The organism is Aquabacterium sp. (genome assembly GCF_030652515.1).
In the GTDB taxonomy this organism is placed as follows: Bacteria; Pseudomonadota; Gammaproteobacteria; order Burkholderiales; family Burkholderiaceae_C; genus Aquabacterium.
The window spans coordinates 99,174-110,805 of record NZ_JAUSAR010000013.1 but is presented as its reverse complement, the minus strand read 5'-3'; the positions used below and the strand labels follow the sequence as shown (position 1 = coordinate 110,805).

Here is an 11,632-nt window from a genome sequence, read left to right as displayed (position 1 = left end):
TCAGCTCTTCACACCCAGCCTGGATAAGCATGCGAAAAGCACCGCTTTCCAGCCCCCTCAGGCCTCAGCGGATGTCGGGCGCGGGCACCGTTGAAACGCCTTGCGCCATGGCGGCAGCATGCTGCGCCTCCAACGCGCGCAAGTACCCCGGGCGTTGCTGCAAACGCTGCCAGTAACTTTGCACGGCGGGCTTGAAGCGCTCGGCCAACCCCAGGTGGCTGGCCAGCAACAGCGCATAGCCCACCGACACATCGGCCGCCGTGAAGCGGCCCGCGCACACAAACGCCTCTTGCGCCAGCAAGGGCTCCAGCGTGCGCAGCCGGGCCAGGAACCACTTGGCGTAGTCCTCGGCCACCTGCGGCTGGCGGCGCTCGGGTGATTCAAAGTGCGCGTATCTCAGGATCAAGGTCTGCGGGAAGGTCAGCGTGGCCTCGCCAAAATGCAGGAAGTTGAGGTAGGCCGCATAAGCAGGCTCATCCACCGCCACGTCCATGCGCGCGGCTGGGTGGCGCGCCGCGAGGTACTGGCAGATGGCCGCCGATTCGGTCATGCGCACACCATCGTCGAACAAGGTTGGCACCGTGCCCAGCGGGTTGAGCTCCAGGTAGGCCACGTCATGAACGCGCGGCGGAAAGGGCAGCATCTTCAGTTCGTAGGGCACGCCCAATTCCTCCAGCATCCACAAGGGGCGGAATGAACGGGCGCTGACGCAGTGGTGGAGTGTGATCATGGTCATCCAGTATGCTTGACCGGCCTCCTATTCCCGAGCCCGCCATGAACAGACTGCAAGCCGAATTGCAACGCCTCTACCACCTGGATGGTGGCGCCCATGATCAAACGCGGTGCATGGTTCTGGCGCTGGGCCAGCCAGCCGACTGGGAGGCCATCTCAAAGGTGTGGCAAGGCGTTCAGGCCGACTTGGGTTGGCCCGCCCCCGCCATCGCGGTCTCCGGCGTGGATGGCTACCAGGTCTGGTTCTCGCTCGCCGAACCCAGGCCCACTGCCCAGGCCATGGCGTTCCTTGAAGCGCTGCGCGTGCGCTACCTGCCCGGCATCGCGGCAGACCGCATCAGCCTGACGACACAGCCCCCCATGGTGCCGGCCTTGCAGACGCCCACAGGCAACTGGTCGGCCTTCGTGGCACCGGACCTGGCCCCGGTGTTTGCCGAGACCCCGTGGCTCGACATCCCACCCAGCCCGGATGGCCAGGCCGATTTGCTGTGCCGCCTGGACAGCATCAAGCGCGCTGATTTTCAAAGGGCCCTGGAACGGCTCGGCCCTGTGTCTGCCCCTGCACCCGAGGCACGCGCCGATGCAAGCCTGATGCCCTCCACCACGCGGTCACCCAAAAGCTTTCTGCTGGAAGTCATGAACAACGACACCGTCGAGTTGAGCTTGCGCATCGAAGCGGCGAAGGCGCTGCTGCCTTACCTTTGAGGCAACCACCTCACCAACACCGCGTTCAATGCCCGCATGTCCACCGGCTTGGTGAGGAAATCGTTCATGCCCGCAGCCAGGCAGGCGGTGCGGTCCTCGCCAAACGCGTTGGCCGTCATCGCCACGATGGGGATGTTGGCCCAGCCCGGCAAGGCCCGGATGGCGCGGGTGGATTCAAGCCCGTTCATGACGGGCATCTGCATGTCCATGAAGACGAGGTCGTAGGACTGCACCTTCGCCCGGTTCAGCGCCTCCAACCCATCCACGGCGAGTTCAACGTTCATGCCGGCCGCGTGCAGCATCCCCTCCGCCACCGCGCGGTTCAGGGCGTTGTCCTCCACGACCAGGATCGTGGCGCCCGCGCACCGCAACAGCCCTTGATCCCCCTCGCTGGCCTGACTCAAGGTCTCCACCGGCGCTGCCGTCGCCCCCACCGCCTGGCCCAGCCGCAGCCGGGCCGTGAACCAGAAGGTGCTGCCCACACCCACGGTGCTGTCCACGCCAGCTTCACCCCCCATCAACTGGGCAATGCCTTGGGCCACGGCCAGGCCCAGCCCGGTGCCGCCATACTGTCGCGTCGTTGAGGCATCGGCCTGCTCGAAGGCCTTGAACAGCAGGGGCACCTTGTCGGGCGCCACGCCAATGCCCGTGTCCTGAACCTCAAAACGCACCACCAGCTCATCGCCACTGCGGTGCTGCACCCTGGCACGCAGGGCCATGCTGCCCCGCTCCGTGAACTTGACCCCGTTGCCCGCGTAGTTGAGCAAGGCCTGCCGCAAGCGGGTCGCATCCCCGCAAAGCCACGGGGGAACTCCCTCCGTGTTGACCGACAAGGTCAGGCCCTTGTCGCGGGCCGACTCGGCCACGATGGAGATCACCCCGTTGAAGAGGCTCTCCACCGAGAAGTCGAGGTGCTCCAGCTCCATCCGGCCCGCTTCGATCTTGGACAAGTCCAGGATGTCGTTGATGACCGCCAGCAGATGGTGGCTGGCCCCATGGATCGAGTCCAGGCGCTGGGCCTGCGGCTCGGTGACACCATCGCCCCGCATGAGCTGCGCCAGCCCCACGATGGCATTCAAGGGCGTGCGGATCTCGTGGCTCATGTTGGCCAGGAAAGTGCTCTTTGCTCGGCTGGCCGCCTCAGCCGCTTCCTTGGCCGTGAACAAGGCCGCCGTGCGCTCCGACACCAGGCGCTCGAGGTGAACACGCTGCTGCTCCAGCGCATGCTCGGCCTCCTTGCGATCGTGGAGGTCGGTGCTGGAGCCAAACCATTTCACGATGGTGCCCGACTCGTCCCGCTGGGGCACGGCCATCAGGGCATGCCAGCGAAACGCGCCATCGAAGCGCCGCAACCGGCAGTCGATCTGGTACGTCGCCCCGGCCTGCAGGCACGCCGCCCAATGCGCCTTGCACAGGGGCAAGTCATCCGGGTGGATCATCGCGGTCCAGGCGTTGCCCAGGAACTGATCGGCCTCGGCGCCCGAGTAATTGAGCGCGCTCTTGCTGACGTAATCCAGCGCGCCATCGGCATGCGCGGTCCACAGCTGATTGGGCGTGCCGTCTGCGATCAGCTTCAAGCGCGCCTCGCTCATTTCCAGCGTGCGTGAAATCGCATCGCGCTGCGCCAGTTGCTCATGAAGAGCGTACTGCAAACGGGTCACGCCCTCGGCGAGTTCATGCAACTCGTTGGGCACCCTGGCGCGCGGCAACGGTGCGGGCTCCTGGAGCCGATCCGGCGTCATCTGGCGCACATGCCGGGACAAGGCCAGCACCGGCAAGGTGACACTGCGCCGCATGAGCGCGAAGATGAGGATGGCAAAGAGCAGCATCTCCACGCCCACCACCACGATGGTGCGCAGCACGCCCGCCCACACCTGATCATGCAAGGCGGCGGCATCCAGGTTGAGCCGCAATCGGCCGATCTCCATGTCCCCCTCAGGCGCCATCAGCGGGTAGCTCTGTGCTTCATCAATCGGTGCGGGTGGCGTGCCCTTCTTGACATAACTGGCACGCAGATCGGGCGAGACCACCTCGACACGCTGCAACGCGGGAAACCGGTCCAGGTTCGACAAAACCTGCTGCGCCGAGGCCTGGTCGAAATCCCACACGGCTTTGGCCAACTGCAGCCCGAACAAGGACCTGACCGCCTCGACCTGCTCCTGCTGGCGGGCGGCCTCCTGGCGGTAAGTGATCCACACATTGACCACGCCCATCGGGATCGACAGCAGCAGCGTGTAGCCCATCACCAGGATGAGCAACTGCCGTGAAAGGGTGTGGGGGCCGCCGCGCATGTCAGGCTCGGGCGCAAGCGCCTGCGGCTTCTCGGAAAGCGTCGAACGAGAAATCGTAGCGGGCCAGCTTGGGGTTGTGGGCCTTGGAAAAAGCCTTGAAATCAATGCCTTGCACACACTCGCCCAAACGCTGGTGCTGCGCCGCGTTGTCCCGCGTGGCCACCAAGGCCGGGAACTCGATCTCGCGGCCCAGCTCGGCCGCAAAGTCCTGCCCGTGGAGGTAGTCGTACACCAGGATGGCCACCTGGGCATAAGACAGCAAGGGGCTGGCGGCCGTGGCCACGAACCGGCCTTGGGACACCATGTCCAGGCCCAGTTCGGACAAATCCAGGCCACCAGTGAAGGCCGTCTTGCCAGGCACTTTGCCCGCCGCGATCAGGGCCTGCGCGGCGCCGGAACCCAGTTGATCACTCGCGGCCCAGAACACACTGGCCTGCGGAAAGCGCGCGAGCAGTTTGGCCGTGAGCTGCTGGCCTTCCTTTTGCGTCCAGTGCGTGGGCACCACTTGCTTCAACACCGCCTTGGGGTGCTCTGCCACCGCGCGCCGCAAGCCCGCCTGTCGCAAGCCCGAGCCAAACCAGCTGGGGTCGCCCCCCAAGCCCACGACGTGAATGTGGCCATCGTCCGCCACGGCGTTGTGCTGCTGCGCCGCCTGCAACAGCGCCTTGCCCAGGGCATGGCCTTTTTGCTCTTCAGCCCAGTTGAACAGCGCGGGCCAGTTCTTGTACTGAACCCGGGGCGCACCACCGATGGCTGGCAGCTCCGCGGGGAAAAGCGGGCCCAGGATGAACACCGGGATGCCCATCAACTGCGCCGCCTCCAATATGCCCCGGCTTTGCCCGATGACCACCGAGGCGATCACGGCATCCGGGCGCGGCTGCATGTTCAGCGCCTGCACGGCATCACGCAAGCGGGTGAATCGATTCTGGACGCCAAAGCTGTAGGGCACGAACTCAAAGCCCAGCGATTGCGCCACGATCGCCATGATGCGAAACACCTGGGGCCAGTAAGTGTTGCCTTCGCTGTTGGGCGTGAAAAACGCAATGCGCGGGCGGGCCTTGGGCGCGGTGGCCGCCAGGGCGCTGTCAGGCAGGGCCAGCAAGCCCAACATCGTCGTCACAAAATGGCGGCGCGCCTCCTGTGGCAAGCAGGGTGCTTCGGGTGGTCGCGTCTTGCTGACGGGGTGAGGCATGAGGGGCGCGCAACTCGGAAGTCAGCGGGAAGGCCATGGTAGCCCATGCGCACCGCCCCGTGGTGGTGAGCTGGATGCCCTCCTCTTGCAAGGTCTGCCGCACCAGGGCGCCATCCGTCAAGGCTTCGGCCACTTGCAGCCCGGCCGGTGCCCGCACGTGGCCGTTCAAACCCAGCACGCGCTCCACCTGGATCATCGCCCCCACCGCCGTCAAGTGGGTTTGCCCCTGCGGGTCGGCCAGAGAAAGCACCGAATGCACCCGCCCGCCAGCGGCGTCTTGGCCGCTCACCGACACCTCGATGCGGTGAGGCCCGCCCGGCCCCGGGTTGTGAAGCAGCGCATGGCGCAAACCCGCCAGGCTGGGGCGCGAGAGCAGGCGCCACAGCCCACTGCGAACGGCCGCCCTGAGCGCCCAGGATGACAAAGGGTCGTCAAAGGCGATCCGGGTGGCCACGGTGCGCGCGCCCGTCAGCGTCGGCAGCGTGAACTGGTCGGGGGCGTCGAAGCGCGCGGTGCGGGCAGTGGGGCCATCGGCAAAAGCCACGTCCCTTAGATCGGACAAGGGGCTGGCCCAGACCTGCCGCCCCTCTTCCATGACCCGGAACGGCGTGGCCAGGCGGTCCATGTAGGCCACCGAATTGGGCCCCGACCGGTCTTTCAGGGCGTACAGGATGTCGATGTCGATGCGCTCGACCGTGGCCAACATCAAAGCCGCCTCACGCGCCAGGGTGGCGGCCAAACCGGCCATCCACGACGACGCGAACACGATCGGGGCCGACAAGGCCGACGGCTGCGGCAACGCGAGCAAGCGCGCGGCGCCCGTTTGCACGCGCTCGGTCCAGCGGGTGATGTCGATCAAGGGCAGGCCACGCGCTGCCGCGGCCAGCAGCAGGTGGTCATCATCGTCATTGACGGCCGCGACGATGACATCGATGGGCGCAGTCAGGCCGTGCAGCGGGTTGGCCGATGCGATGTCGATGCAGGCACCTTGGGCCCCGGGCAGCTCTTGGGCGGCGGCTTGCGCAGCGGGCAGCGAGCGGCCGGCCAAGGTCAGCGTGAGTTGGGGATGCCGATGGGCCAGCAGTGCGGCGATCTGCCGCCCCACCACGCCATAGCCGCCAATGATCAGAACGTTCATGGGTTTATTTATTGGTCATGTGACCAATAAATGTAGCGCACGGATCAAACATGGTCAAATGACCAAATCTTGGCAATCAACGATTGGGGTGTGCATGGGGCGACAACCGCATCCAGCCGAAGTGGGCGAGCAGACCGGCCAGCGGGGCTTGACCGGCAAGGGACACGAGCGGCGGCTTCAGATCCTGCATGCGGCCACGCAGCAGTTGATCGAGGCGGGCTACGCGGGCTTCTCGACACGGCAGGTGGCCGAACGGCTGGGGCTGCGCCTGTCCAACGTGCAGTACTACTTTCCCACCCGTGAGGCCTTGCTGGAGGCCCTGCTGGCGGGCGTGCTGGCCGATGCACTGGCCGAGTTCGGGCGGCATCCCGCCGAGCATGACCTGGCCAGCCTGGTGCGCTTCGTGCTGGCCGGCCAAACGCCCCAAGCTTGCCGCCTTTTCCTGGAACTGTGGGCGCTGGCCGCGCGGGATGCGGGTGCACGCAGCGCCATGGACGGCTTCTACCTGGCTTATCGTAAAGAGATCGAGCAGGCGGTGGCCAAGGTGGCGCCGGGCATTGGCGGTGCGGAACGGGCACGCCGCGCGGCTTTGATCATGGCTTTGCTGGAAGGGGTGTCGCTGTTCCGCCACCCCGGTGGGGCGGCATCGCCAGGCATGGACACGGCGATCATTGAGGCGGTGCGGCGCATGGCGCGCGGGGGCGAGATGGGGTGATGCGCAGGCTGGGCTGATCACCATTGGCTCATGTCGACCCAAAGCAAAAGTTCGATAACTTGATGGCAAAGACTGTTCTGCAGCGACAGCGGTCTTTGGGCCTTCAACAGATATAAATGGTGGCGCCGCGACCCAGCGAGGAATGCATCTTGGGGTCCCGCCCTATAAACTGGCGAGATGAACCGCACGCTTTAGGCCATTACTGCCGCCAACGAGAAGCCAAATTTCCCGCCGACTGGGAAGCGGAGGACATGAGTTTCTCGCCTTAAAGCGAGTGCTGATTATCTCCTAGGCCAGCGCTGGGAAGATGCGTCAGATGTTTTCAAGAACTATCCCACTCAGCACCACGGTCGTGCGCAGGGATGCAAACGAATGACGGAGATCAGTACCGATGCTCACTCACCTACGCATTAAGAACTTTAAGGCCTGGAAAGACACAGGACCGATTCGATTGGCGCCTCTCACCGTGCTCTTCGGAGCTAACAGTGCCGGCAAAAGTAGTCTTGGCCACCTCTTGCTGGCCTTGCAGCAAACAGCGCGCTCGACAGACCGAAAGCGCGCGCTGCATCTGGGCGATGCCTCATCTCTGATCGATTTGGGCACCTTCACAGATTGTCTACATGGCCACGATCTGAAACAAGCCCTTTCCTTTGAGTTAGGTTGGACCTTGCCCAAAGCTCTGGATGTGCGCGACCCATTGCAAGCCGGTTCCCGCTACCAAGGGGACCGCATGCGGTTGGATGTGACCATGATGGCCAACAAGGCGGAGCAACCGGAAGTTCAGGCGCTGCGCTACTCGCTATCGTCGGGGACCAAGGAGGTGATTGACGTTGCGCTTGAGCGCGACGAGAAACGAAAGCTCAACCTGTCATCTACGCATTACGGCTTCAAGATGGCCGACGGACGAAAATGGCCACTTGAGGAGCCCGAAAAATTCTATCGATTTTCCGACACCAGCATGGCCCGGTACAAGAACGGCGGTTTTCTGGTGGACTTCGCATTGGCCGCTGAGAGCATGCTGGAACGAATATCCTACCTGGGACCGCTACGCAGCCATCCCCAGCGCATTTACCAATGGTCAGGTGACATGCCAGCCAGCGTTGGGCAAATGGGTGAGTATGCCGTGGCGGCTATTTTGGCGGCACAGGGGGAAGGCCGCCGCCTCAATCGTAAGGCTGGACATCACACCAAAGGCTTTGCCGAATTCATAGCGGCATGGCTTAAGGACCTAGGGGTAATTGACGACTTCGCTGTGCGGCCCGTGGCGGTGGGGCGCAAAGAGTACGAGGTACTGGTGAAGTCCCATGCCAAAGCCCCGGAGGTAAAGATCACCGATGTGGGTTTTGGCATTTCTCAGGTGCTACCGGCGCTGGTGCAGGCCTTCTACTGTCCGCCTCATTCCACCGTGTGGATGGAACAACCTGAGATCCACCTGCATCCGCAAGTTCAGGCTGAGTTGGCTGACGTTTTCATTTCAGCAACCCAGGCCTGTGAGGATGGTAAGCCGCGTGACGTGCAGTTGATTGTAGAGAGTCACTCAGAGCACTTCTTAAACCGCTTGCAGCGCCGAATGGCCGAAGAAATGGTTAAGCCAGAGGACGTGGCGGTGTACTTCTGCCGTCGCGTCGGGGCAACTACAGAACTGGAACCACTAAGGCTAAACATGTTTGGCGAGATCGAGAATTGGCCCGAACATTTCTTCGGCGATGAGATGGCAGATATCGCTGGGCGCACCATTGCCGCAATGAAGCGCAAGAAACAAAGCAGCCAGCAAGGCGGTGCCCTGTGAAAGCGGTGATTGATACCAACGTGCTCTTGGTTGCCAACGGGTTGCATGAGGATATTTCACCTGACTGCGTGATTGAATGCGTGAAACGACTGCAGGACATGCAACAGCGGGGGATTACCGTTATCGACGATGGTTTCCGCATCTTAGGTGAGTATCAGAACAAGACCAGCCTCAAACCGGCCAGGGGGCCTGGGGATCTTTTCTTAAAGTGGTTGCTGCGGGAATCAGGCTCGAAAAAGGTCGAGCAGGTCACCCTGAACGAAAACACTAAGAACTGCTTTGCCGAATTCCCGGATCCAGCTTTGGAGCCATTGTTCGACGCTCCTGATCGAAAGTTCGCGGCCGTAGCCCATGCGCATCAACACAAGCCCTCGATCTGGCAGGCGGCAGACTGCAAATGGCTGGATTGGTGGCCTGCTCTTCGGGCCAAAGGCGTTGAGGTCGACTTCTTGTGTGCGGATGACGTCTGCAAGTTCTATTGCAATAAGTTCCCGGAGAAACCTATCCCCCAGCTGCCGGGCTGAATGCAATGGATAGAGACTTCTTTCGATTTCCCCACACTCCCCATTTGGCCTGGCTAGGTCATGACACGCCGCGCGATGACAAAGTGCTTTCGCCTACCGACGTGCAAGCTTTGCTGGAAAGCAATGTAGTGGTGGAAGAAAAGCTGGATGGCGCAAATCTGGGTCTTTCTCTGGCGCCGGATGGGAGCCTGCGCGCCCAAAACCGGGGCCAGTATCTGGCCGAGCCCCACGCTGGGCAGTTCGCCAAGCTCCCCGCATGGCTGGCCCAGCATGGCGAAGCGCTGCGCTGCGTTCTGACGCCCAACATCATTGTGTTTGGCGAGTGGTGTGCTGCGCGTCATACACTGGACTACGCTGCACTGCCTGATTGGTTCTTGCTGTTTGATGTGTATGACCGGTTCGCAGGTCGTTTCTGGAGCAGCGAACGCCGCAATGCGCTGGCGCATTCGGCAAGGCTGGCTACGGTGCCGCAGGTCGCATTCGGGCGGTACACCACCGCCTCACTGAAAAAACTGGTGGCCACACGCTCCAGCCAATATCGTGAGGGGCCCCTAGAAGGCGTAGTCATTCGCCGGGAATCTGCGCAGTGGTGTGACTTAAGGGCTAAGCTCGTCCGCGCAGACTTCACGCAGGCCATCGAGACCCATTGGCGCAAACGCGCAATCGAATGGAATCGGGTGTATTTCTCAAGCGAAGCTGAACGATGAACCCGACTTAGAGAGTTCGCCGCGCGAGGTCAACCGACCACCTTCAGCCTGAAGTAGTCATCAGCTGCCCGAAGTCGAATGCCTTCTCTGCAGCGAGAAGCGTCTTTCAGTTCTTCGGCCGCGAGCGGGTTGAGCTAGGACAACTTGCCGCTCGCCAACGACAGCTGGCCTGGCGCTCGTTTGTGCTCATGATGAAGCGCTCGCACATCACTATGGCCCGGCCCACTTAGCCATCGGGATGGGGACGAACCAAAGACTCAGAAGGACCGGTGCGTCTCTACTGACACGAGAATTCGCTTCAGAACTTAGGCTTGGGCTTCTCATGTCGATGCCGCGAGACCTTGTATGCGGTGCAGCGGTAACTGCCCCAGTCAACTTCATTTACCGTGACGGACGCAGGATCAACGCGGAGGGCTACATCTCGGAAGTCGTAATCACGGGAGTGGTAGCTCGGGCCCAGGAATGGCTGCCCGCCAAGCCAGTCGTCATGATCGTTCGCAGGCGAACGGTTAGACGGCGGGGGGGCATATTCGTTGACGTGGTAGAGGATGCTGTCCGCTTCGATCACGGTGCCCTCCGGGAACCAGATAACCTCGACACGCGCGGCCTTGTGGAAGAGTACGACGTTACGCCCGCCTTTGACCTGCACGGAGCGAAAGACGATGCCGTCGAGCTGCGGTTCGTTCTGCGTTGCGAGGAAATCGGCGATGGCCTGCGTTGGAAGGTAGTCGAAGGCCTCGTTGTCGGGCATAACTGGCTGCGTCATCCGGTCCCCAAGCGACTGGAGGAACTCCACGCGCTCGAGTCGGTCCTTGAGGGTCGGGTCGAATATGCTCCCATCGTCCCAGGTGTTCTCCAGAGCGGTGAGGTCAAGAAGGCGGAGCGGCCGAGTGATATCGAACTTTGCGACGGCGACCGCGCTGCCCACTGGCGGACGAACTTCTGCGATCGCCACGCGCGAAGCCGTCGCGCCGTAGAAGACCGAGATGCCGCGAGCATTCATCCTGCCGCTGCTGGCTAGCCGCGTCGGAGGAGAACCGAGATGCTGATCCGGTCGACACAACGCCTCTTGGAGCTTGTCTTTTGACTGGAAGACGCGCGCGCGGTACAGATGGCTAAGCACACGCTTCGGCCCTGCCTGCACAATGAGTGAGCGGCCCTTCCTAGTCTTCAATTTGTCGATGTTACCGAACACGGACGCCAAATGCACGGTCGCATTACGGCTGAAGAACCGTGCTTCGGTCTTGAGCGAGTGCTCGAATGCGCACCAAGTCTCCTCCCAGGCGAACATTCTTGTTCCCCTCTTCGCGTAGTAGGTCTTCGAAGAAAACTCGGTGTCCTCCCACCCAGAGGCCAAGTCGAAATCGTTGTGCCGGTCATCAAGGATCGCCTGGATGTCTTCCGCCGCACGATGCGGAACTCCGGCCGCGTTCTCTATCGCATCAACCACAGGCTCCCCGCCGCGCTCCCACTCGTAGCCCGACTCCATATCCGACATCAGTGCTTCCTCCCACGTGTCCGGCTCATCGGGAGTCAGGATGTAGTAATCCTCGAACGCGGACTCGATGCGGTCAGCCAGGGCGCCGACAGAGAATGTCTTTTCCGTCTCCTGGCAGTACGCGCACTGTGCGACCGCGCCATCGCGTTCCATCTGGTCGGAGAGGTACGCCTCACCGACGCACTGAAAGCAGATGCGCTTCGCCTTTAGCTCTTCAATGTCTTCGCTGCTCACCATCTCGGCCCTCCTTCACTGCCCACTTGCGGATTAGCTAGTCTGCCAGCCGCGAGGCCCTCTTTTCGCTGGGTGCTCGCGACGACGCTCAACTGCTACTAGCTCGT

The 11,632-nt window shown here is 62.6% G+C and carries 10 protein-coding genes; 5 read left to right on the top strand and 5 right to left on the bottom strand.

Features of this window, described 5'->3' with window-relative positions; all coding sequences use genetic code 11:
• Nucleotides 1-64: 64 nt before the first annotated feature.
• Nucleotides 65-730, bottom strand: a complete 666-nt coding sequence (locus tag Q7V20_RS02965) for a glutathione S-transferase family protein (protein ID WP_304787014.1) — start codon at nt 728-730, stop codon at nt 65-67.
• Between the two features lie 44 nt (nt 731-774).
• Between Q7V20_RS02965 and Q7V20_RS02960 the strand changes: the two genes are divergently transcribed.
• Nucleotides 775-1,437, top strand: a complete 663-nt coding sequence (locus Q7V20_RS02960; RefSeq protein WP_304787012.1) for a hypothetical protein — start codon at nt 775-777, stop codon at nt 1,435-1,437.
• Here the strand turns inward: Q7V20_RS02960 and Q7V20_RS02955 are convergent.
• From Q7V20_RS02955 to Q7V20_RS02945, 3 genes are read right to left on the bottom strand one after another with little or no spacing between them, the layout of a single operon-like run.
• Nucleotides 1,428-3,728, bottom strand: coding sequence for a response regulator (locus Q7V20_RS02955; protein WP_304787010.1), 2,301 nt, complete (start codon nt 3,726-3,728; stop codon nt 1,428-1,430). The genes Q7V20_RS02960 and Q7V20_RS02955 overlap by 10 nt on opposite strands.
• Nucleotide 3,729: 1 nt before the next feature.
• On the bottom strand, nt 3,730-4,839 hold the full coding sequence (locus Q7V20_RS02950) for an ABC transporter substrate-binding protein (RefSeq protein WP_304787189.1): 1,110 nt from the start codon (nt 4,837-4,839) through the stop codon (nt 3,730-3,732).
• Nucleotides 4,814-6,058 (bottom strand): hypothetical protein, encoded by a 1,245-nt coding sequence (locus tag Q7V20_RS02945; protein WP_304787008.1) that lies wholly within the window; start codon nt 6,056-6,058, stop codon nt 4,814-4,816. Before Q7V20_RS02945 ends, Q7V20_RS02950 begins: the two co-directional genes overlap by 26 nt.
• A gap of 94 nt (nt 6,059-6,152) precedes the next feature.
• Here Q7V20_RS02945 and Q7V20_RS02940 point away from each other — a divergent pair, with 94 nt between their 5' ends.
• The 4 genes from Q7V20_RS02940 to Q7V20_RS02925 all read left to right on the top strand — a co-directional run bounded on the left by Q7V20_RS02940 (nt 6,153) and on the right by Q7V20_RS02925 (nt 9,793).
• Entirely contained in the window at nt 6,153-6,773 is a 621-nt protein-coding gene (locus tag Q7V20_RS02940) for a TetR/AcrR family transcriptional regulator (protein ID WP_304787006.1), read from the top strand.
• A 451-nt stretch (nt 6,774-7,224) separates the two neighbouring features.
• Entirely contained in the window at nt 7,225-8,562 is a 1,338-nt protein-coding gene (locus Q7V20_RS02935; protein WP_304787004.1) for a DUF3696 domain-containing protein, read from the top strand.
• Nucleotides 8,559-9,086 (top strand): hypothetical protein, encoded by a 528-nt coding sequence (locus Q7V20_RS02930; RefSeq protein ID WP_304787002.1) that lies wholly within the window; start codon nt 8,559-8,561, stop codon nt 9,084-9,086. The genes Q7V20_RS02935 and Q7V20_RS02930 overlap by 4 nt, the downstream gene beginning before the upstream one ends.
• Before the next feature lie 5 nt (nt 9,087-9,091).
• Nucleotides 9,092-9,793 carry an RNA ligase family protein gene (locus Q7V20_RS02925; RefSeq protein ID WP_304787000.1) on the top strand — a complete coding sequence of 234 codons (702 nt, stop codon included), beginning with the start codon at nt 9,092-9,094 and terminating at the stop codon, nt 9,791-9,793.
• A 298-nt stretch (nt 9,794-10,091) separates the two neighbouring features.
• Here the strand turns inward: Q7V20_RS02925 and Q7V20_RS02920 are convergent, their stop codons facing one another.
• A complete protein-coding gene (locus tag Q7V20_RS02920; RefSeq protein WP_304786998.1) occupies nt 10,092-11,528 on the bottom strand; it encodes an RES family NAD+ phosphorylase in 1,437 nt (478 codons plus the stop codon).
• Nucleotides 11,529-11,632: the final 104 nt, after the last annotated feature.